This is a genomic window from Peribacillus folii, assembly GCF_030271255.1.
Taxonomy (GTDB): Bacteria; Bacillota; Bacilli; order Bacillales; family DSM-1321; genus Peribacillus.
In genome coordinates, this window is the sequence record NZ_JASJOM010000009.1 from 151,105 (window position 1) to 172,186 (window position 21,082).

General features: G+C 42.2%; 20 protein-coding genes and 1 tRNA gene. 12 read left to right on the top strand and 9 right to left on the bottom strand.

From position 1 onward, the window contains the following. The first annotated feature begins 9 nt into the window (after positions 1–9). From QNI08_RS16565 to QNI08_RS16575, 3 genes are all read left to right on the top strand, one after another. Positions 10–1,074 (top strand): enoyl-CoA hydratase/isomerase family protein, encoded by a 1,065-nt coding sequence (locus QNI08_RS16565; RefSeq protein WP_285768498.1) that lies wholly within the window; start codon positions 10–12, stop codon positions 1,072–1,074. A gap of 606 nt (positions 1,075–1,680) precedes the next feature. Further along, entirely contained in the window at positions 1,681–2,094 is a 414-nt protein-coding gene (locus tag QNI08_RS16570) for a VOC family protein (protein WP_285768499.1), read from the top strand. A 153-nt stretch (positions 2,095–2,247) separates the two neighbouring features. Beyond that, a complete protein-coding gene (locus QNI08_RS16575) occupies positions 2,248–3,201 on the top strand; it encodes a hypothetical protein (RefSeq protein ID WP_285768500.1) in 954 nt (317 codons plus the stop codon). A gap of 151 nt (positions 3,202–3,352) precedes the next feature. Here QNI08_RS16575 and QNI08_RS16580 read toward each other — a convergent pair whose 3' ends face one another. The 4 genes from QNI08_RS16580 to QNI08_RS16595 form a co-directional block, all read right to left on the bottom strand. Then, positions 3,353–4,546 (bottom strand): C40 family peptidase, encoded by a 1,194-nt coding sequence (locus QNI08_RS16580; protein WP_285768501.1) that lies wholly within the window; start codon positions 4,544–4,546, stop codon positions 3,353–3,355. 144 nt (positions 4,547–4,690) lie between these two features. Further along, on the bottom strand, positions 4,691–5,791 hold the full coding sequence (locus QNI08_RS16585; protein ID WP_285768502.1) for a GerAB/ArcD/ProY family transporter: 1,101 nt from the start codon (positions 5,789–5,791) through the stop codon (positions 4,691–4,693). 1 nt (position 5,792) lies between these two features. After that, positions 5,793–6,962, bottom strand: a complete 1,170-nt coding sequence (locus QNI08_RS16590) for a Ger(x)C family spore germination protein (protein ID WP_285768503.1) — start codon at positions 6,960–6,962, stop codon at positions 5,793–5,795. Between the two features lie 9 nt (positions 6,963–6,971). Next, entirely contained in the window at positions 6,972–8,444 is a 1,473-nt protein-coding gene (locus QNI08_RS16595) for a spore germination protein (RefSeq protein ID WP_285768504.1), read from the bottom strand. Positions 8,445–8,635: 191 nt separating this feature from the next. Between QNI08_RS16595 and QNI08_RS16600 the strand changes: the two genes are divergently transcribed. Next, positions 8,636–9,376 (top strand): alpha/beta hydrolase, encoded by a 741-nt coding sequence (locus QNI08_RS16600; RefSeq protein WP_352231226.1) that lies wholly within the window; start codon positions 8,636–8,638, stop codon positions 9,374–9,376. Between the two features lie 163 nt (positions 9,377–9,539). Here the strand turns inward: QNI08_RS16600 and QNI08_RS16605 are convergent, their stop codons facing one another. The 3 genes from QNI08_RS16605 to QNI08_RS16615 form a co-directional block, all read right to left on the bottom strand. After that, positions 9,540–10,376 carry a TIGR03943 family putative permease subunit gene (locus QNI08_RS16605; protein WP_285768505.1) on the bottom strand — a complete coding sequence of 279 codons (837 nt, stop codon included), beginning with the start codon at positions 10,374–10,376 and terminating at the stop codon, positions 9,540–9,542. 15 nt (positions 10,377–10,391) lie between these two features. Further along, positions 10,392–11,270 (bottom strand): permease, encoded by an 879-nt coding sequence (locus QNI08_RS16610; protein ID WP_285768533.1) that lies wholly within the window; start codon positions 11,268–11,270, stop codon positions 10,392–10,394. A gap of 422 nt (positions 11,271–11,692) precedes the next feature. Further along, complete coding sequence (locus QNI08_RS16615) at positions 11,693–12,310, bottom strand: TetR/AcrR family transcriptional regulator (RefSeq protein WP_285768506.1); 618 nt, start codon at positions 12,308–12,310, stop codon at positions 11,693–11,695. Positions 12,311–12,522: 212 nt separating this feature from the next. Here QNI08_RS16615 and QNI08_RS16620 point away from each other — a divergent pair, with 212 nt between their 5' ends. After that, positions 12,523–13,707 carry a YhgE/Pip domain-containing protein gene (locus QNI08_RS16620; protein WP_285768534.1) on the top strand — a complete coding sequence of 395 codons (1,185 nt, stop codon included), beginning with the start codon at positions 12,523–12,525 and terminating at the stop codon, positions 13,705–13,707. Positions 13,708–13,833: 126 nt separating this feature from the next. Here the strand turns inward: QNI08_RS16620 and QNI08_RS16625 are convergent, their stop codons facing one another. After that, positions 13,834–14,175: a CotD family spore coat protein gene (locus QNI08_RS16625; protein WP_285768507.1), complete on the bottom strand. Its 342-nt coding sequence runs from the start codon at positions 14,173–14,175 to the stop codon at positions 13,834–13,836. A 290-nt stretch (positions 14,176–14,465) separates the two neighbouring features. Here QNI08_RS16625 and QNI08_RS16630 point away from each other — a divergent pair, with 290 nt between their 5' ends. From QNI08_RS16630 to QNI08_RS16640, 3 genes are all read left to right on the top strand, one after another. Then, a complete protein-coding gene (locus QNI08_RS16630; protein WP_285768535.1) occupies positions 14,466–15,494 on the top strand; it encodes an NADP-dependent oxidoreductase in 1,029 nt (342 codons plus the stop codon). Between the two features lie 187 nt (positions 15,495–15,681). Further along, a complete protein-coding gene (locus QNI08_RS16635) occupies positions 15,682–16,095 on the top strand; it encodes a YbjN domain-containing protein (RefSeq protein ID WP_285768508.1) in 414 nt (137 codons plus the stop codon). Positions 16,096–16,283: 188 nt separating this feature from the next. Then, a tRNA-Gly gene (locus QNI08_RS16640) sits at positions 16,284–16,357 on the top strand. Positions 16,358–16,541: 184 nt separating this feature from the next. On the opposite strand, the gene QNI08_RS16645 is transcribed toward QNI08_RS16640, so the two are convergent. Then, positions 16,542–17,210 carry a B3/B4 domain-containing protein gene (locus tag QNI08_RS16645; RefSeq protein WP_285768509.1) on the bottom strand — a complete coding sequence of 223 codons (669 nt, stop codon included), beginning with the start codon at positions 17,208–17,210 and terminating at the stop codon, positions 16,542–16,544. Positions 17,211–17,314: 104 nt separating this feature from the next. Here QNI08_RS16645 and queG point away from each other — a divergent pair, with 104 nt between their 5' ends. From queG to nfsA, 4 genes are all read left to right on the top strand, one after another. Continuing rightward, the gene (queG, locus tag QNI08_RS16650) at positions 17,315–18,454 is read left to right on the top strand and encodes a tRNA epoxyqueuosine(34) reductase QueG (RefSeq protein WP_285768536.1); all 1,140 of its coding nucleotides are present in this window, start codon (positions 17,315–17,317) and stop codon (positions 18,452–18,454) included. Between the two features lie 124 nt (positions 18,455–18,578). Then, complete coding sequence (locus QNI08_RS16655; RefSeq protein ID WP_285768510.1) at positions 18,579–19,436, top strand: amidase domain-containing protein; 858 nt, start codon at positions 18,579–18,581, stop codon at positions 19,434–19,436. A 62-nt stretch (positions 19,437–19,498) separates the two neighbouring features. Continuing rightward, on the top strand, positions 19,499–19,987 hold the full coding sequence (trmL, locus tag QNI08_RS16660; RefSeq protein ID WP_285768511.1) for a tRNA (uridine(34)/cytosine(34)/5-carboxymethylaminomethyluridine(34)-2'-O)-methyltransferase TrmL: 489 nt from the start codon (positions 19,499–19,501) through the stop codon (positions 19,985–19,987). An 84-nt stretch (positions 19,988–20,071) separates the two neighbouring features. Continuing rightward, entirely contained in the window at positions 20,072–20,821 is a 750-nt protein-coding gene (gene nfsA / locus QNI08_RS16665; RefSeq protein ID WP_285768512.1) for an oxygen-insensitive NADPH nitroreductase, read from the top strand. Positions 20,822–21,082: the final 261 nt, after the last annotated feature.

Genomic DNA, 21,082 nt, shown 5'->3' on the forward strand with positions numbered 1-21,082 from the left:
GTAGATACAATGTCCGCTGAAGTTGTGTTTTCCGTTAATCAAAATGGTGTTGCTGTAATTGTTTTGAACAGACCCAAAGCGCTCAATTCACTAACGCATGAGATGGTGCGAGCCATCGGTGAACAATTATTGAAATGGAAGACAGACCGTAACGTATCGATCGTTATCATGAAGGGTGAAGGTTCAAAGGGGTTTTGTGCGGGCGGTGATATCAAGACACTCTATGAAGCTCGTTCATCTGAGTCAGCAATGCGAAAAGCCGAGGGCTTTTTCGCGACAGAATACGAGACGGATATGGCAATCCACCAATTTCCTAAGCCGATCATCGCTTACTTAGATGGAATCGTGATGGGGGGAGGCGTCGGCCTGACATACGGTGCAAGTCACCGGATCGTAACGGAGCGGTCGAAGTGGGCAATGCCTGAAATGAATATTGGTTTTTTTCCTGATGTAGGCGGTGCCTATTTCTTAAACAAAGCTCCAGGTTACTCTGGGCTTTATCTCGCATTAACTGCGTCCGTCATACCGGCTGCCGATGTACTCTATATGAACGGCGCGGACATTTATATGGAAAGTGAGACAATAAAGCACTTTAATGAAAAAGTGGAGCATACGGACTGGGCCAAGGTAAAAGTTGATGAAAAGCTTGATCAGCTGATCGATGAATATCGAACACAGCCGTCTCAAGCAAGCAAGCTTGCTTCTTGTCAAAAAGAAATCGATCAACATTTTGCGTTTGAAACAGTCGAAGGTATTCTCCAGTCGCTCGACAGGGAGGGCAGCGATTTTTGCATGAAAACAAAGGAGCTGCTTCTTTCCAAATCTCCATTTTCCTTGAAAATCACGTTAAAGCAATTGATTGACGGCAAACATAAAACATTGAAAGAGTGCTTTGCAACCGATCTGTTGCTTGCCAAGAACTTTTTGAAGCATGAAGACTTCTATGAAGGTGTAAGATCCATCCTCATCGATCGAGACCAATCGCCGAAGTATGATTACAAACATCTTTCAGAAGTAACGGTGGATATGGTGGATGATTTTTTTAAACCAACTTCTTCGTACAAGAGAATGTGAGCTTTTAGTTCACGATTCGAATAGCTTAATCGTTGAATGAAGATTCTTGAATAAAAAAAAGGCTGTTTTGAAAATTTCAGGCAGCCTCTTTGTCAAGTAGGCTACAAAAGTGTCTGAATAGCTTCAATATGGGAAGAGGCGAAGAGTCCAACATTTTTACTATCCATCACGATTTTGCAGAGTACCGCCGCGGAGAAAAGGACTTCGAACCATTGATTCATATTTTACTCGTCCCACGCCGTACCAATTTGTTTCATGTACTTCATTCTTCTCTTTTGCTTATTTGGTATAATCCGTGTATTTGCCTGCGATAGACTTAAAATATTTGGATGAAGGGGATTAGGATAAGGAAATGTATAACCACAGTTAATGGGCAATTAGCTTGTGAAACAAAAATAATATTTGCATTTGATGATGAAAGGCTTGTAAAGTCAGAAATGAGATTAGTTTCTCCAGTACATGAGCATCCTTCTTTATAGCTAGGGTAAACCCAGGTAAAGCCTTATAAATAAGGTGAAGGTGCTGAGAACTTCATTCAATTTCTACTATGTGTAGTCGTTAAGGAAATAGGTATAAGAAGGAAAAGATACAGAAAGGGATGGGGAAATGGAAACTGAATGGCCAAGTGAAATGAGAATAGCGCAAATCCGTGTTGCTCGTCCAACTGATCAGCTAGAAAAGGTTATAAGCTTCTACTGTGAGGGATTAGGCCTGCAAAAAATAGGTTCCTTTGAAGGGCACGATGGATATGACGGGATAATGATCGGTCTTCCTGCTTCAAACTATCATTTAGAATTTACTCAGCACAAAGATGGCAGTCCTTGTCCAGCTCCAACAAAGGATAATTTGCTTGTCTTATATATCCCTGATAGCAATACGATTGAAGAAATCACAAATAGATTAAAACATTTGGGGTATGATTCAGTTTCTCCAGAAAATCCATATTGGGAAAAATCGGGTGTCACGATTGAAGATCCAGATGGTTGGAGAATTGTATTAATGAATTCACCGGGTATATGAATTATAGGATACTGTATCTGGAAGATAAATAGAGTCATAATCAAAACTCTAAATGGATGGCTTTTTCCCATTAACAGTTCAAACATCTTCTTGGAATAAGGATGGGTGCTTCCTACTATATAGGAAGGATGGAAGGGAAGAGGAGAGGATAAGATGAATAATGGATTGTTGAATGAAGGGCTATCAATCATATCCCGATGTAAAAAAGAAACGGGCGGCATTTGGCAAGCACATTTTGGTGCGGCGGCCATTGCTGGACACTTTTTTGTGAAGGATAATGAACTGAACGAAAATCTGGCTCATCTTGTATTGGCGCAGCTGAAAGCAATGATCGAGAGCCAGTGTGCGGGCAGGAAAGAGTATGGTCCTGTAAGGGAATCGGATATGGACATGGCTGAACGCAGCATTCTTCAAGCACTTGATAAAACGGTCGATCGACTCCACTGGGTGGGCCATAACATCATTTATGGCGCCATTAGTCTTTTGGCCCTTCGGGAACTGAAAGAAGGCGGGGCAAAGACATGCGACCTTTCTGGAATAGCCGATCTTATCCTCTTCTTCGAAAACTCGATTCCGGGACGTTCTTGGATCGGTTATTCGGCTGCTGAAGTCAAAAGGATCGAAATAACAAAAGAAGATAACATGCCCATCATTGAAAACGCAAATGACCTCTCCCTTTTCGTGCTGGAGGAATTGGCGTATTTCCCAATCATATATCGAGCGGAATCACATCATGACTTGATAGGCCATATGATCACTTTTTCTCATGCTTTGAACATATTATTTGAGGCCGGCCATGTTTCCTTGTTCCATAGAGGGCTCCAGCCTTTGCTCAAACTGGTTAAGGTTCTTCGAGGCAGCAGGGCCGTCAAATCAGGGGATGCGATAAAGTTATTCTCACCCGTTGATCAGTTGCCGCTGCAAAAGGCGGCGCGGTCGCAATGGCTGCCAACGGAGTGCGGGTATTGGACAAAGGATCTTAGCAGGAATAGTTGGGATTTTGGTCATACCTTTAAATTTCCTTTTAGTTTTTATGATCATGTAAGGCGTATGGGCAGGGTAAAGGCTCGATACATAGAAAATTTTCGCTATATAATAAATCAGTAACTGTGCGCAAAATGTAAACGAAGGGTAAATGGCGGGAGAGCAGTCCAGGAAGCGACAATCAGATGAAGTGCTAACGAAAAAGGAAAAGCGTCGCGGATTAAAATCGAGAACGTTTTCCTTTTTCAGATTAATAGACGTAGTTAAAGCTAGATCAGTTTAGTACACGTACTGCTTTTACGAAACGTGGCCCCCAGTAGGAACTGTTGATGTTTGCATAAGAAACGCCGTTAGAGGTAGAAGCATTAAGCATTTGCCCATTACCGGCATAAATGCCGACATGATTGATTACGCCATCACTATTAGTATCAAAAAATACTAAATCACCTTTTTGAAGGTTGTTCGAGGATACGGTGGCACCTGCCTGTGATTGGGCCAGTGAAGTTCGGGGCAAGGAGATGCCTGCAGCCTGGAATGCTTTTAAAGTGAATGAAGAACAATCAAAAACATCCGTGCGTGATGTGCTCGCCCCATACATATATTTGGCCCCCATATATTTTGCACCAGCAGTCAAAACCTGATTCACTTTGGCAGATTTCGTCGATGTGGATGTTTTATTTGCTGCAGAGGCAGCCGCCGCCTGTCCCGTAACAATGATGCTTTGGCCGATTTTGATGCGATTCGCATTGGTGACCGAAGGGTTTAGCTTAAGCAGGGCATTCAGCGTTAGGTTATATTTTTTTGAGATGGAAGATAAACTATCCCCCAGCTTGACCACATGCTTTTTCACAGTTACCTTATTCACCTTGCTGCTGCTCTCGACGGCATTGATCGTGACCTTCAAGACTTGTCCAGGGAATATCAGTGATCCCGTCAAGCTGTTTGCCGATTTTAATTGCTGGAGCGTCATATTTTTTGCTTTTGCAATTTGACCAAGGGTGTCCCCAGATTTGACTGTATAAGTTGCATTTGAATCGCTTTTGCTGGCTTTCGAGCTAGTTGGGATGACTTGTCCTGAAACACGGATCGCCTGGCCGATATAAATGCGATCAGAGTTGGAAATCGCGGGGTTTAATTTAAGCAAGGCACTAAGGGAAAGATTATGCCTTTTGGCGATTGTTGATAGGCTATCCCCCAGTTTCACGATATATTTCTCGGTTGTATCGCTGCTTTTGTTCGTTTTGTTGTTAACGCCATTAAGCTTCAAGACTTGTCCGGGATAAATGAGGCTGCCAGTCAAGTGGTTGGCGGCTTTTAGTTCCAGGACAGTTGTATGATTGGCTCTGGAAATCTTATCGAGGGTATCCCCTGATTTCACCTGATAGGTGCTGGCATAAGCTGAGCTGCCTGCAAAAAGGGTCCCGACAATGGTCCCCGCTAGAATGATAGAGTTTTTCGAATTGTTCATTTAGGAAAGTTCCTCCTGATGTGGTAAATAAATATGTAGCATTTATAATTATAAGGCTATAGGAGGGAAAAACCATGGCTTTCAAAATAAAATATTATTTAAGAACATTCTGATCATTTCATTCATTCGCTTTATCCTCGGTATCTATGCGAGTTTTCCTCTTACAAAAGTGAACATGACGATCAATGCGGGCACAACGATTTGAAGCGGTACATGCAATAAGGCAGGTACAAGCTCCAGGCCAATTTTTACATGAAGGGAATTATTATCGGAATATAAATAAGACAAGGCAATAATCACGATAAAAATCGCGGAAACAAGGCTTTTGTGATTCATTTTCCATTTAGCCGTACAATCTTTAGCAACAAAAATGGATGCAAATGTGAACACGGTTATTTTAAAATAACAGCCGATCATGAAAATGATGACAGCCATTATGTCCAATCTCTGAAAAAAACCTATCAATCCAATATGTTCTATCGTCGTAACAAGTGGATAAGAATAAGATTTCGCTAAATCAGGATGTAATACGCCGATGGTTAGAAAAGAAAAAATGGATAGTAAAATGGCTGATATGACAATGACGATGCTTCCGCCTTTTACCAATGCCTTCTTCTCCTTCAAGAATGGCAGCAACGCTAAAAAAACAATCAATTCGCCATAAGGGAAGGTAACCAATGCAGGGAAAACGGTTCTTACAATCTTCTTAACGTCTAAAGAATGGAAGGGCAGTATATAATCAATGTGAAAATTGCCGCTTAACACAATGAAAAATGGAATGAGCATTAGAAATGAAATGGTGACCAATCCGAAAATCACTGCTGAGCGAACAAATGGCTCGAGTCCTTTTGAATAGGTATAAATAATGATTATAAAAATCGTGAACTTGATGAAAAAGGGGTGCATATTGTGCAATAATGTACTATTGATGAAATGGACTATATCATTTAAAACCCTTGATGCAATGTATGCAAAGTAGACTGCATATACGATGGATATGATAAACCCAATATGCCTGCCAAATTGAGCAATAAGTATAAAGTTAAGACTTTGATGGCGATTTTCATTCCAGATATATACATACAGATTGAATAAAAACAGGCCGGTAATACCCGCCAGTAAGTTTGCCAGCCATGAATATTCACCCGCATCCAATCCGATCCCTAAAATAATGGCGCTTCCAAGGAGGAATAACACCATTACAAACTGCATTTCCATGATTCCAATTAAGGGTTTCGCCTTCATATCAGTCACCTCTTGATTTATAATTTCCTACATTCTGTATGGTGATATCGGAATGGACATTTAACCGGGCATTCTTGATGCGTGTTGACCAATCTTTTTCTACATTTCTCCATGCTTTGGGATCTTTACTTTTGATGGAGTGCCCTAATCCGAATGGATCTAGTTCATGGTCTTGGGCAATGGAGAGGATTTTGTTTTCTTTACTCTGTATCGTTTTATTTATTTGCGTTTCGAGCTGACTGATCGTTTCAGGGTCTTTCAGGTTCCCATGGCAGTTGTACTGGCGGATGTCTCCTGATAGATTAAGGATGTATTGAAAGCTGTAATTATCATGGGCCAGCTTGAATTCCTTCTTCTTAACAGCACCATTAAATAATTTAAAGGCGAACTTCTCGGAACCTGCTGGACAGGTGGATTCGATTATGAATCCTGATGATTTTCCATTAAGTAGTTGGAGGAATAAAGAATCCCTGTAATCAAGGAATTTCTTCAGGGTGCCATCCTTAAATAATCCAAAGCCGCCAAATACAATGTGGGCAGGGGTTGTCGTATCAAGATTGTCACGATTCATTCCTTTCTGGAGATCGCCCTTCAATTCGATATAAGGCAAAGAAATATCTTTTCCATCCTCTAATAATTCCACCTTTATTTCGCTCGCATTATTAAGAACATGTCTTCCCAATTTATTCAATGTATTCGTGATTTCAAGTGCGGAATAGCCTTCAACAGGTGAGAATATTTTCAATAATTCACTTGCCTTGTTTCCTTTTGTAGTAATAATCAGTGCATTTGCTGGTATATCAGGGGAATGGAGGATATATTCAACTATTTCCTTCAATCTGCCTTTTCGAGCCAGTTCTTCTCCCAATACAATGATTTGCTCTTGTTTTAAGTCCAGGTGCCTGGACGTATTCATCGATATCTTTTCCAATGCTGTGTCTATTGTTTTTCCTTTCGCCTTATAAACGATGTAAGGAGAGTTATTCAATAGTTTTTCACCGGATATCTCTCCTGGATTGATAAGTTGCAAAGAAACGGTATATCCTTCCTTTTCATAGTCAATTCCCAGTGCAAATGAGAAAGATGATTGATTCAATTCATGTTTGTCCTCTTGAGAGAAGAAAATGGATGCAACCGATAAAATGATAAAAATAAAATAGAGATATTTCATTCATTTCACTCATTTTTTATGATTTTTGATATGGTCATCTTTACTGTATTTTTTGGTCGTGTTGATGATTTTCTTTAATGGGAATCTGATCAATGTGTCTTTTAAATCAGCTGTTTTTAAGGGAGCGATGGGGGATAAGTAAGGAACCCCGAAACTGTTCAAGCTGCATAAATGATTTACCAGGACAAAAGTGCCGAGCATGATTCCATAGATGCCGAATACACTCGCCAAAAAAACGAAAAAGAACCGGATCATTTTCACGCTATTGGCGAAGGGGTGTATCGGTACAGCGAAATTCAATACATACGTAGCTGAAACAACGACCAATGATGCAAGCTGGACCAATCCTGCATCAGCAGCGGATTGACCCAATATCAAGGTTCCGATGATCGAGAATGCCAGTGTTATTCCCGTTGGTAAACGTATCGAGCTCTCCAAGACCACTTGGAATAGTAACATGAATAAAATCACTTCCAGCACTACAGGCAAAGGAACGATTTGGCGCTGTGCCGCCAAGTTTATCAATAGTTCACTCGGTATCAGCTCCTGGTGGAACAATGTAAGGGCAATGTAGAAAGGAATTAAATAAATGGATACGATGAAAGAAAAGATCCTTATCAAACGGGTCAATTCGAACAGCGGTTTTTCATAATAGTCTTCAGGTGATTGCAAAAATTGTATGAAGAGGGCAGGGACGATAAGGACGTTTGGAGATCCGTCACAAATTATCGCTATTTTTCCTTCCAATAAATGACCAGATGTAACATCCGGACGCTCCGTGGTGAATACCAGGGGGAAGGATGTGATCTGTTCGCCGCTGATGCTTTCTTCTATATAAGAAGAATCCAATATGGATGAAAGCTCGATTGATTGCACCTTGTTCCTGACCGTTTCCAATATCTCATGATCGACCTTGTTCGCAAGGTACAAAAGGGAGATGCTTGTATTCGTTTCCGCCCCGATGGTTTGTTCCTCTATCACGAGTTTTTCATTTTTCAACCCTCTTTTTATTAAGGAAAGATTATTTTTGGCAAGTTCCGTAAACCCGATTTGCGGCCCTTTCAGGACGCGCTGTGACTGGGGAAAAGTAAATGCCCTGTCTTTCCATTCTTCTGTAGCTGCGGAGATGCATTGATCGATCTCTTCAATCAGGATGATCGTGTTTCCATTCGTCAGGTGACTAATAAGTTCATTCATCGTCAGAATCACCTGGATATTGGATATTTCGATTGTATTGCTAATGTCATGGATTGGATGAGCAGCAGAGAAATCCTTCATTTGCAGCAATGGGCGCAAAATATGTTCCTGTATGACCGATTTATCAACGATCGTATCTAAATATACCAGGCAAATCTCCTTTTTTACCTCTAGGAACGGTGGCGAAATCGTTCGTACGATCAATTCCTTATTAGAATGAAAGGCTTTCTGTATGGAAGCTATATTGGTTTTGAGGGAATCCGATAAATCCTCTATGCTCTTCATGGTTTTTCCCCTTATTTTCTTTTGAGGTTAATATAACCAACTTCCTTGTGAATATTCCTTCCGATCACGATGGGGTCAGGCCTGCTTCCCAGCGCTCTAGTCTTTTTGCTGAAAGGAGGATGTTCCTTGCTTTCTAATCGCTGACGGGTATGATTAGAATGGTAGTTAAAATCAATCGTTAAGGTGAGGTCATGATGAAGAAAATAATCAAATACGGTCTTATAAGTGTATTCGCTATCGTGTTGATTGCTTTTGGCGGGTTTTATATTTGGTCCGAACAAACATATAAACCAACTGAGCGCTTGCATGCTTTGGTCAACGAGAAGGAATGGAAGGCTCAAGACGGCTTTATCACCGTTGAACCTGACAAAAGCAATGGGACCGGGATCATTTTATATCCGGGAGCCAAAGTTGAACCAGAAGCTTACGGATATTATGCAAAGCAATTGGCTGCGGAAGGGTACACGGTTTTGATTGCGGACGTTGCCTTCCATTTCGCCCTATTGGATGTGAATAAGGCAGAGGAAGCCAAAAAGCTATTCCCGCAAATGGAACATTGGTATATCGGAGGTCATTCCTTAGGAGGAGTGGCGGCCGCCTCATACGCTCATAAGCATCAGGATGAGGTGGAAGGGATTATCTTCCTTGGATCTTACCCAAGTGACTCAAGTGACTTTGCCGGTACAGATATGCCGATCCTTTCCTTGTACGCTGAATACGACGGACTGTCAACGGTAGAAAAAATTAACGAAACCAAACACTTGCTATCAAAAGAAACGACCTTACATGAAATCAAAGGGGGGAATCACGCCCAGTTTGGAATGTACGGTAAACAAAAAGGGGATAAGGAAGCCAAAATTTCCGCAAGCGAACAGCAAAGGGAAATGGCCACGGCCACAAAGAAATGGCTTGAGGATCTTGAAAAGAACTAGTGCGTTAAGTACGACTTGAGCTTGCTTTGGAAGGACCTAACCTTCCAAGATTAGGTTTCAGGGGAAGGCAGCGGGTCAAAACCTAAAAAAACTGGAGGCAACTCGAATGGGTTTGCCTCCAGTCTGCGGGGAGGAGTCCGATCCTTCCCTTTTTTATTTGATTTTAATATTGTCTATATACATAGGGGTCATCAGGTTCAGCTATTTTGCTTTTTGATGAAACCTTGAGAACTGGTATGGTTTTCTTGAACGGCTGATAATACATGGTTTCCACCTCACCTGTCACGGAATACCACTCATCATTTTTAGGATGCTTCCCTTCAGGAAATTCGATCAGCATGCCGAACACCCCGGAGTCCGCAACACAATGAATGACCCCAAAGCGGAATAGGAATGCCTCATTTTTGGCCAGGTCCTCTGAATGATACGAAAATCCTGTCAACGTGATTTGTTTACCGGTGAACTTTCCTGGAGAGTAATAAATAGCTTCCAAATCGGTAAGATAGTTTTTATCGGTCAATCGAAGGCTGTCTTGCTTGCCTAAGCTTTTGAGCGATTGATCCATTAAGGTTAAATAGTCATCCTTGCCGTAATACAGGCTGGTGTCCGGCTGGAGGAACTGATGCTGGCTGTATTCATCCGAGTCATCATATACAGGGAAATGGAACCCCTTTTTTTCGACGATATTCGAATCCATTGTGGCGACTGGTAAAAAGAGGCCAGTGAAAATGGGAAGGGAAAAGAGAGTGTACGTCATGGTTTTTTTCCATTTCTTGTTATCATGGCTATGGTCATGGCCGCACTGGCAATCATCACACTCATCCTGATCCTCTTCTTTGAATAATAAGTAGGCTCCCATTAACGTAAAAATGGCCAATATATAGATTGCGATCTGTGAAACATATGAATATTCCATATTAATATATTTTGAGATATTCCCTGAGGCGTGTAGGTGCATGAATAAAAAAGTCAGTCCAAGTAATATGAATAATCTTCCCATATAAAAACACCCTCTTTAAGAAATGAACAATAAGGTCAAACCCAGTACCGCAATGAAGATATAAGCCATCAAGCATAAAACGAATTTTGTTTTGAAGGTACCTAAAAGCATGATTGTATTTTTAATATCGAACATGGCCCCGAACACAAGAAATGCAACAAGCGATGATGGGGAGAAGGTACTTCTAAAAGAACTTGCCACAAAGGCATCTGCTTGGGAACAGAGGGACATCACATAAGATAAAGCCATCATGACTACATTCCCGGAGACATTGCCATGACCGATTTCAAGTAAAACCGATGTTTTCAAAAAGGTCTGGATGGCAGCGGCCAGGAGTGCGCCGATGATTAAGTACTTCCCGACAGAGAAGAACTCTTCGATCGAATGCTTGAACATACCTGTAATCTTGCCTTTGACAGTAAGGGAATGTTGATGTATATGCACAATGTGTTCTTGTTTTAGCTGATCGGTCTTGAATTGGAAAGAAATGATGAAAGCAATGAGTAGCACAACCAACAATGCGATGCCGCCGCGATAGAGAACCATGCTCCAATCATTCCCAAATGCAATATAAGTTGAAAACAGGACAATCGGATTCAATATAGGTGCAGAAAGCATGAAGGCTATCGCTGCTGAAAGAGGCACGCCTTTAGCAATCAAGCGCCTGGTGATCGGCACGATCCCGCACTCGCATGCAAGAAAGAAAATTCCTGCTCCTATTGCGGATAAAACAGCTAAAATCGGATTTTTCGGGATGATTTTTGCAATCATCTCTTCCGACACAAAGATTTGGATGATTCCGGATATAAGGACTCCCAATAGAATGAAGGGAAGGGATTCAATTAAAATGCTGATAAATATCGTATTCATTTGCAAAAGGGCCTGAACGTTCATCATTAACCACCTTCCATAAAGCTGACTTAACCATATTAGGTTCGTGATGAAAGGAAGTCAATTTTTTATTACTGGTGGAATCGCCTAAATGTTGAATAAACATGAAGGGATAGACAGAAGGAAAGAAATGAACTTTTGGAAAGGATAATGGAAAGTCAATTTTAAGTATATAAGTATATACAGTGAGTAATGCTCAGGCGTATTCGGCCAATTAATTTGGAGGAAGTTTCAACATTTATTCATCTTTGCGAGTAGTGATGATAGAAGGAGCGGGACACTTTGTACATGCTGATTGAGTGCGAGCCTTATTCATCGATGATCTTCTTTTAAATTCATTCATAATTAGTGAGAGCGTGTTTTGGCAGAGTGTAAAACACGCTCTATTTTGGTCAAGATTAAGAAGTCGATATGATACGGTTGCTTCAATGCCCGCCATTGTCCTGAGGGGGAGATTGCTTCAGTCCAGCTAATTGAGCTGGTCCGTAGAAGGTGATTTTCATGACAGTCGATGCCATTTCTTGAGGGGTTTGCTGCATGCCGCTTTCCAACCAGTGCTGGATGACGCCAAGATGGGCAGACGTCACATAGGCCATTAGGTGCTCTATGGGAACGGATAAAGATTCATGATTGGATCTTTTCATCGCCTTTTCCAAAAAAGTGGTTTCCATAAATCGTTTTAACTTGACCTGAAAGCCAGGATCACCTTTTGGCCCTAGTATTAATTTCATGAAACGGGCATTGTCTGCAATATATTCGAATAACTTCACTAAATGCAACGGTGCACTTTCTATTTCAGTGGGCAGAATTATTTTAGTTTTCAATTCTCTCAGTCCATCGATGATCTCTTCTTCACTTTTTTTCAACAAATCGAATTTATCCTGATAGTGTAAATAAAATGTTCCGCGATTAATATCGGCTTTTTCCGTTAAGTCGCTGACCGTAATCCGTTCAAAGCCCTTTTCCTCCATTAATACTGTGAGGGCGTCTCTTAACATTCTTTTTGTCCGGATGATACGTCTATCCGTTTTTTGATCTGACATGCTCCATCTACCAACTTTCAATATTTTTCCCATGATAATGAACAATAAACGACTTTGTGTTAAGTAAAGGACGTAAGCTTTCATACTGTTGATTGCGTATTTGCTCCATTTAATTATAATTGACATATTGATAATAAAACAACAGCTTGTCCATTACTTAGTGAATAGGACGAAATGGTTCAAGAAAAGGAAAAGGTGATACATGTATGAAAATGGTAAAAAATAAAATGGCTTTTTTGGCACCTGTTATTGCATTGGCAGTTGTCCTGATATTTAGCCTTACATTGGTTCCTTCCGTGAATCCAACTCCGAAAAACCTGCCCATCGCTTTTGTTAATGAAGATCAAGGAATGACACTGCCCGATCGAACAAAGGTGAATATGGGTGAAAAAACGGCTAACTTGATCAAAACTTCTGCGAAAGCAAAATCAGGTAATGAGCCAGTTGTGGATTGGGTTACCGTAAAAAGCTATAAAGAAGTAAAGCAAGGTCTGGACGAAAGGAAGTATTACGCTGCATTGGTCCTTCCAAAGGACTTCAGTCAAAAGCAAGCATCTCTTCAGACTCCAAATCCTTCATCACCAACCGTTCAAATTTTGGTGAACCAGGGTATGAACACGATGGCATCTACTCTTGCCGGACAAATGCTAAATGGAATCGTAGACAATATGAATGAAAATATCCGGACCCAGCTTCTAACAGGGTTCGATAAACAAGCAGGTACGCTAACGACAAAGCAAGCTGCTGCGTTAGCTTCACCGATCATAAAGAATGTGATCAATGTTAATGAAACAGGAACACATAGCGCCAATGGAAATGCACCCGTGTCGCTATTCCAGCCGCTATGGATGGCATGCATAGCTGGAGCGGCATTCCTTACAGTCATGCTGAATAAACTTTCATTTGCCAGCCGAAGGGAAAAATTCGCCAATCAATTGGTGCAGGTGCTTATAGGTGCCGTGCTTGCCATATTGGTAGGTTTTGGTTTGACGTGGATGGCTGATGCTGTGGGGATGCATATTCCGAATTTCACTAACATTGCTTGGTTCCTTTCCATCGCATATTTCAGCTTTTTCCTAATGATATCGGCAGCTCTTTCATGGCTTGGAATGAAGGGTTTGCCGCTATTCGTCATTATCCTATTCTTTGGAGCACCGTTACTGTCGATGGCCCCAGAGCTTATGTCTTCTTTCTACACTGATTGGATTTATTCCTGGCTGCCGATGCGATTCATGGTTGATGGACTGCGTGAGTTGTTTTTCTTTGACAAGGGACTAAGCTGGAATCATCCTACAGCGGTTTTAGTAGGCATTGGCATAGGCGGTCTTGCCGTTCTATTGACATCTGCCCTCAAACCGGGAAAGAAAAAAGAAGGAAAGCCTCAAACAGGCTTGTAAACATAACAGAAAGGTTTCGGAATGGGCTCCATTCCGAAACCTTTTTCATTGGAAGTGAAACAGTCAGGTGTGTAAGGCAAGATTAAAGAGGAATAAAAAAACCCCTGATAGGGGGCTTTTTTTTGGTTAGAACCGATAGGGCATATGGGGATGGCAGGGGTTCGGCGGACAAGGATTGTGTGGAACTCCGCAAATGAGGTTTTGCGTATAACACTCATTCACAACCGATTGAGTATGGGGGAAATAATGTTTATAGGTGTTCACATGTTTGTTCACCGTTTTGGTATGCGATGGATGGATAACTGGTATGATCGTGTTCGAGACGTTTGTATTGACGTATTGCTTGGTTGGTGAAACTTGTGGTGGGTCATATTGAGTAGGACTCACATTGGGCGGGCAATATTGCGGTGGACAATTCTGTGGCGGGCATTGGCCCCAGTTTGCAGGCTGCCATGATTTATTTTTCATTTTCTAAACCTCCCATTTATTAATTAATTCATGATTATTTTATGCGTTTTAATGGAAAATGAACTGATATGGATGCCTATTTTCCAAATGGAAAGACTAGGGGAGATGCATTGGCCCGTGCAGTGGCGGGGAAAGGCCTATAATGTAAGCGATCAGGAGCTGCCTGGCCCTGCAATTGGCATGAAGTGGGATGGAAGCATTAGGAAGTCATATCTTTTGACTGGGGAACTTTAACAGTGATACGCTAGCTTTTCGATAATACGTATTCCTAAATCAAGGAGGAACGAATGATGACACAATCCAAACAACAAAAAATCACCTTGGCAAACCGCCCGAAAGGCATGCCCACGAAAGAAGATTTTACATTTGTGGAGAGTGATGTTCCCACACCAAATGGTAATGAGATTTTAGTACGGACGCTATATTTATCGGTCGATCCATATATGAGAGGAAGAATGCAAGATACCAAATCATATATTGCCCCATTTGAATTGAATAAGCCCATCACTGGCGGGGTTGTAGCAGAAGTGGTGGAGTCGAAGTCGGACTCCTTCAAAAAAGGAGATGTAGTTGTCGGTAATATCGATTGGGCGGAATATACTGTCGTAACGGAAAAGGAAATCCGCGTGATAGATCCAAAGGTTGCTCCAGTTACAACCCATTTAGGGATTCTTGGTATGACCGGTCTGACAGCTTACTTCGGTTTGCTTGATATCGGTCATCCCAAAGAAGGTGAAACGGTCGTGGTTTCCGGAGCTGCGGGGGCCGTTGGTTCAGCTGTTGGACAAATAGCGAAGATTAAAGGTGCGAAGGTCGTAGGCATCGCTGGTTCAGATGAGAAACTAGAATACTTGACGAAAGAGCTTGGCTTCGATGGAGCCGTAAATTATAAAAAAGATAGTTTCGTGGAAGATTTAAAACATGCTGTTCCTGATGGGGTCGATGTGTATTTTGATAATGTGGGCGGAGAAGTGACAGATGCCGTTTTCACGCTATTGAATACAAATGCCAGAATTCCGTTGTGCGGGGCGATTTCTTCTTACAATGCGGAAGGGAAAGATTTAGGGCCCCGCCTGCAATCGGCCATGATCAAAACAAGTGCTACCATGAAAGGCTTCACGGTCGGTAATTATGCTTCCCGATTCAAAGAAGGAGCCACGGAGTTAGGGAAATGGCTTCAAGAAGGAAAGCTGAAGTATGAGGAAACCATCATTGAAGGATTTGAAAATACACCCGATGCATTTTTAGGTTTGTTTAAAGGTACGAACCTCGGTAAGCAGCTTGTAAAGGTCGCGGAGCCCCAATTCGCTCAGCTATAAAATCCTCTCGCGTTGGAACAAGCGTATAAGGAAACTTTAAAAAACGGCGGCCTTACTTCGGTAACATATCGGAAGAAGGCCGTTTTCCTTAGCAGCCAACAATCTTTAGAAAGAGATGATTAGAAAAGACTGTAAAAATGCCCATTTTCAGTATAAAATGTAGATACATACAGAAAGGTGATGAACCATGTCAAACGTTGCTAAATTCCGTGATTTTTTAACTAGTGAGAAAATCTATATGAATGAACTGAATGAAGATGGCGCGACCTTTTTTAGAGCGGAGCAAAAGCTGAAGGACGGCTGGAAGGTCCTGTTGGTATTTGCATTCAACCAAGATGAAAATGTGGCCGACTTATTTTGCTTTAATGTCGCCGAGTTGAAGGATCCCGACAAGAAGCAGGATGTACATACACTGTTGAATGAGTTCAATGCGAACTTCAGGTACTCAAAACTGTATGAGGAAAACGGGACCATCTCCATTCGTTATTCATACTCGATTGAGGATGCGTTCATCCCCGATCTCGCGTTCAGGAAGTTGATCATGCTACTGGAAACGGCGCAGCAGGTGTACCCGCAGCTAATGGAAGTGATTTGGTCTTAAGTTTAAGGGGGATGGTTGAAAAAGTTCACTGATTCAGGGGACTTTTCATCATCTTTTAACAGATTGAAAGAATATTGTCTCGCTTCCTATCATTCAATTTAATAAATTTTAAAAGTACTATTGCATTTATTCGGTTTACAGTATATAATTGGTTTTGTTAGTGATTCGACAAAGTTCTACAAACACTTGCGGGTGTAGTTTAGTGGTAAAACCTCAGCCTTCCAAGCTGATGATGAGGGTTCGATTCCCTTCACCCGCTCCAATAATACATACTCATAACGTAGGGTTTCGTTACCTGGAGAACGAAGCTTTGCGTTTAAATATTACCATAAGAATTCTACTGTTTACAGTGGGATTTTTTTATGTCCGCAACCCGGTGCATATGCATTGAATTGTGAATAACCCCCTTCCAGTGTTGGCGGGGGGTTATGTTCGATGAATGTTGGCTATGCTTCTATAATTGAGTACGTGCCTTCACCGCCATGTATCTCAAGGAACATATCCATCAAGGATTTCGTCAGCTGCCGGGCTTCCTCGATTGGTGTTTTAGGTTGCAAATAAATGATTTGGATGGCTCTTTTCGTTTCCTCCGTGACTTTCGTTCGCTCTGAATCGACGTATGGACTGCCGAAGGGACCATCATGATCGGCTGAAGTGATCATATTTTCCATTGAATTCACGCGGCCGTTCAAGCCGACATAGCCATCGTCACTCTCGCCAATCTTGATTGAGATTTTCCCTTCTAATTTATCCGCATCATAGATACCGATCGGAACTTCATATAAAAGTGAAAAAAAATTGTTTAAATCGATAGCTGAATGGATGGGAGCCAAGTAATTCTGTTTTTTTATGCGGCGATAAAGGGCTTCGACGGAAGGGCGGTAACGTGATGGGTTTGTTCCCGCCGCCTTGAATATGGCACGCCACTCTTTAATGCCTGAAAAATCGCTCAATTCCCTTTCTTCAAGGTCGAAGAAAAGGGACTCCTGAAATAATTGCAGCCTCCCCTTCACCATTTGCGGGGAGGGGCCAACTTCGATGTTTTCATATGTAATGATCCCGACTTTGAATCCAGGAACTTTGCTTCCTAGATCCGCGAATATGTTAATTTCCAAGCGTTTCACCTCCAAAAATGATTGCAATTAGTTTATCATAGATTACAATGGTTTGATATGGATACACGCTTCGAAGGGAATACTGAATGAACGTAGGTGATAACATGGATATGAATACTTTCAAGCAAGAAGTGATTCGATATAGTAAGGAGATCGGCATAGATAAGATCGGTTTCGCCTCGGCTACGACCTTTACCGAGCTGAGGAGCAGGCTCATTCGGCAACAAGAGCTTGGTTATCAATCCGGGTTTGAGGAACCGGATATCGAAAAAAGGGTCAGGCCTGAATTGATATTCGATAAGCCGCAATCCATCATTTCGATTGCACTGGCATATCCTTCGAAACTGAAGAATGCCCCGCAAAGTATAAAAGGTGAACGGCGGGGGATTTTTTGCCGGGCTTCGTGGGGGACGGATTATCATGCTGTATTGCGCAAAAAATTGCAGTTACTTGAGGATTTCATTACCGATAAAGCGCCAGGGGCAGTCTCGAAATCGATGGTTGATACGGGTGAGCTATCCGATCGGGCCGTGGCGGAGCGCGCAGGGGTTGGCTGGAGCGCAAAAAACAGCATGATCATTACACCGGAATTCGGGTCTTATGTTTATTTGGGAGACTTGATTACCAATCTGCCCTTTGAGCCTGATCAGCCAATGGAAGATCAATGCGGGACATGCAACAAATGTGTGGATGTGTGCCCGACAGGTGCGCTCGTTCAGGGCGGACAATTGAATGCCAAGCGCTGCATTGCCTTTCTAACCCAAACAAAAGGATTCCTGCCGGACGAATTCAGGACGAAAATAGGCAATCGTTTGTATGGATGCGACACATGCCAGACTGTCTGTCCAAAAAACAAGGGAATCGATTTTCATTTACATGAAGAGATGGAGCCTGACCCTGAACTGGCCAAGCCGCTGTTGAAACCGCTGCTTACCATTTCAAATCGCGATTTCAAAGAGACGTATGGACATGTATCCGGATCTTGGCGCGGCAAAAAACCCATTCAACGAAATGCGATCTTAGCATTGGCACACTTCAAAGATGTAACGGCATTGCCCGTATTGATCAAAGTCATGAAGGAAGATCCGCGTCCGGTCATCCGCGGCACGGCAGCTTGGGCAGTGGGCAAGATAGGCCGCGAGGAAGCTGTTTCCGTGCTGGAAGAAGCGAGATTGAAGGAACAAGATGCGGAAGTTCTCCAAGAAATCGAGAAGGGACTGCAGTTTACCTTGGAAACGCAATGATATATATGATGAAGCCGCTCCATTACGGGGCGGCTTTTTTGTCTTGAGTGCTGACGAAGTTGTGTTTTTGTCCATGCCTTCATACATACACATTAGCATAGCAGGTATGAAGGAGGGCATGAACTTGAGGAAACAATTGCAACGCCTTTTACAGGAAAGGATTGAGTTTTATACTTCCGATAATCAGGAACGGAGTGAACGGAAATCCCACCTTAAAAAGGAATTGATGAGGAGCCGTGAGGCGGAAATAGTCAGGGTGAATGCTGCAGGCAAGATCCATTCGAAGAAAAAGGAAGACAATGATACAGTCCTTGGTTACCAAGTGCACCTGCAGTACTTATTGAAACAGGAGGATTCATTTTATATAGAAGAAGAAATGGAGGAAAGGGAGGCCAGGTTTCGAAATGGCTACCTGATCGATGAACGTGAACTGGTTCCTGAATATGAAACAGAAGACGAACCGCCAATATGGGATGCAGGGGCCGAGCGTCTTGCCTATAAGTATGAGCGCATGAAGGCAGTTCAATATGCAGAGCGGTGGTGGAATGAATTTAATCCCGCGTATTACAAATTCACGGATGATTGTACGAATTTCATTTCACAGTGTTTACATGCGGGAGGCATCCCGATGTGGGGGGCACCGAACAAAAATAAGGGCTGGTGGATCAGAGGGAAAAGCTGGAGTTACACATGGACAACGGCACATTCTCTATATCATCTGCTAAAAGCGGGCAATAACATCAAGACGAAGCAAGTGCAGTCGGCACGGGAATTGAATTTAGGTGATATTCTTTGCATCGATTTCGAAGGGGACGGAAGGTTCGATCATAACCTGATCGTGACGGCGAAGGATGAGGATGGGATGCCGCTTGTGAACGCACATACGATGAACAGCCGCCATAGGTATTGGACGTATGAGGATTCGACCAGATATACACCGAACATCGTTTACAAATTCTTTGTCATTTTGGATGGAGGATGATTTCTAGTCTTTTTTAATTAATGCTATAATTAGGTGAAGTTTAAACTAGAGGTGAAAATGAAGTGGCCATACATGTAGTTTTATATCAACCGCAGATTCCAGCAAATACAGGCAACATCGCAAGAACATGTGCAGGGACGGACACGTCCCTACATCTTATTCGTCCGCTCGGTTTTTCGACCGATGACAAACAGCTTAAACGGGCAGGATTGGATTATTGGGAGAATGTTAAAATTCATTATTATGATTCATTGGAAGAGTTTTTCGAAAAGAATGCCGGCGGAGAATATTATTACTTGACAAAATTCGGGGAACAGCCGCACTCAAGCTTTGATTACAGTGACCTGGACAGTGAAATTTACTTCATTTTTGGCCGGGAAACGACAGGGCTTCCGAAAGAGTTGATTCAGGAGAATATGGATCGGTGCCTGCGGATTCCAATGACCGATCATATCCGTTCCTTGAATTTATCTAACACAGCGGCCATTTTGGTATATGAAGCACTGAGGCAGCAAGATTACCGTCAATTGGATTTGAAACCAAAAGGCTGAATGTCAACGCCGCATCCATCATCGTGGGATTTTTCTTCTTCACAGGTGGATGTTGGCTTTACCTATTTATAAGGGGTGGGAGCATTGAATAATATGATTGAGAAAATCCTGGATCACCGTTCCATTCGTTCTTTTGAGGACAGGCCATTGTCGGCGGAGCAAATTCATGCGATCGTGGAGTGTGCCCAGGCTGCCTCGACCTCCAGTTACATTCAAGCGTATTCCATCATCGGTGTAACCGATCCGGAAAAGAAGGCCAAGCTTGCTGAACTTGCCGGACCTCAATCTTATGTTGAGAAGAATGGATATCTTTTCGTCTTTTGCGCCGATTTATATCGTCAGGACATCGTTTCCGAGATGGAAGGCACGGACGTGGCCGAAGCACTTGAAAGTACCGAAAAATTCATGGTTGCATGTATTGATGCTGCCCTGGCAGCTCAAAATGCAGCATTGGCAGCTGAATCGATGGATCTAGGCATATGCTATATCGGCGGCATCCGTAATAATCTTCAAGAGGTATCCAGGATCTTGGATATACCGCATCGGGTCATTCCTTTATTTGCGCTTGTTGCCGGCTATCCTTTGAAAAGATCAGATAAAAAGCCGCGATTACCGCAATCCAATGTTTATCATGAAAATGGCTATCAAATGAAGAAGCCGGAGTTCATCAAGCAGCTTGAAGATTACAACGGAACGATCTCCGATTATTACGAGCATAGGACCAATGGCAAACGGAAAGATACCTGGACAGGGCAAATGGCCGGTATGCTCGAAAAGAAAAGCCGCTTATATATGAAAGATTACGTGGAGAAGCAAGGATTCAAAAAACATTAAGTGATCGATAAGGCCCAGTTGTGTTTTTTTCCTTCTATAAGAGTTTGTAATCCTTTATCTGGAACTGCGTGATTCGAACAGAAAGATCCCGGATTTTTCCTGGATCTTTCTGTTTTTGTGGGTTAAATGATAAAAAAAGTTCAGTTTATTCATCCGCTTAAAGTTTCTTCTTAAATACCCATGAAATGCTATTGACAATATATTTAGATAGAATTATAGTAATTAAGTAATGGATAATGATAATCATTTTCACTAGCGTTT

Coding starts and splice junctions, on each gene's coding strand:
- QNI08_RS16630 (WP_285768535.1), top strand. CDS start 14,466: ATGACACAATCCAAACAACAAAAAATCACCTTGGCAAACCGCCCGAAA.
- queG (WP_285768536.1), top strand. CDS start 17,315: ATGGATATGAATACTTTCAAGCAAGAAGTGATTCGATATAGTAAGGAG.
- QNI08_RS16595 (WP_285768504.1), bottom strand. CDS start 8,444: ATGAAGAGCATAGAGGATTTATCGGATTCCCTCAAAACCAATATAGCT.
- QNI08_RS16615 (WP_285768506.1), bottom strand. CDS start 12,310: ATGTCAGATCAAAAAACGGATAGACGTATCATCCGGACAAAAAGAATG.
- QNI08_RS16585 (WP_285768502.1), bottom strand. CDS start 5,791: ATGAAGGCGAAACCCTTAATTGGAATCATGGAAATGCAGTTTGTAATG.
- QNI08_RS16625 (WP_285768507.1), bottom strand. CDS start 14,175: ATGAAAAATAAATCATGGCAGCCTGCAAACTGGGGCCAATGCCCGCCA.
- QNI08_RS16570 (WP_285768499.1), top strand. CDS start 1,681: ATGGAAACTGAATGGCCAAGTGAAATGAGAATAGCGCAAATCCGTGTT.
- QNI08_RS16610 (WP_285768533.1), bottom strand. CDS start 11,270: ATGAACGTTCAGGCCCTTTTGCAAATGAATACGATATTTATCAGCATT.
- QNI08_RS16620 (WP_285768534.1), top strand. CDS start 12,523: ATGGTAAAAAATAAAATGGCTTTTTTGGCACCTGTTATTGCATTGGCA.
- QNI08_RS16605 (WP_285768505.1), bottom strand. CDS start 10,376: ATGGGAAGATTATTCATATTACTTGGACTGACTTTTTTATTCATGCAC.
- QNI08_RS16575 (WP_285768500.1), top strand. CDS start 2,248: ATGAATAATGGATTGTTGAATGAAGGGCTATCAATCATATCCCGATGT.
- QNI08_RS16635 (WP_285768508.1), top strand. CDS start 15,682: ATGTCAAACGTTGCTAAATTCCGTGATTTTTTAACTAGTGAGAAAATC.
- QNI08_RS16580 (WP_285768501.1), bottom strand. CDS start 4,546: ATGAACAATTCGAAAAACTCTATCATTCTAGCGGGGACCATTGTCGGG.
- QNI08_RS16590 (WP_285768503.1), bottom strand. CDS start 6,962: ATGAAATATCTCTATTTTATTTTTATCATTTTATCGGTTGCATCCATT.
- QNI08_RS16565 (WP_285768498.1), top strand. CDS start 10: ATGTCCGCTGAAGTTGTGTTTTCCGTTAATCAAAATGGTGTTGCTGTA.
- QNI08_RS16600 (WP_352231226.1), top strand. CDS start 8,636: ATGATGAAGAAAATAATCAAATACGGTCTTATAAGTGTATTCGCTATC.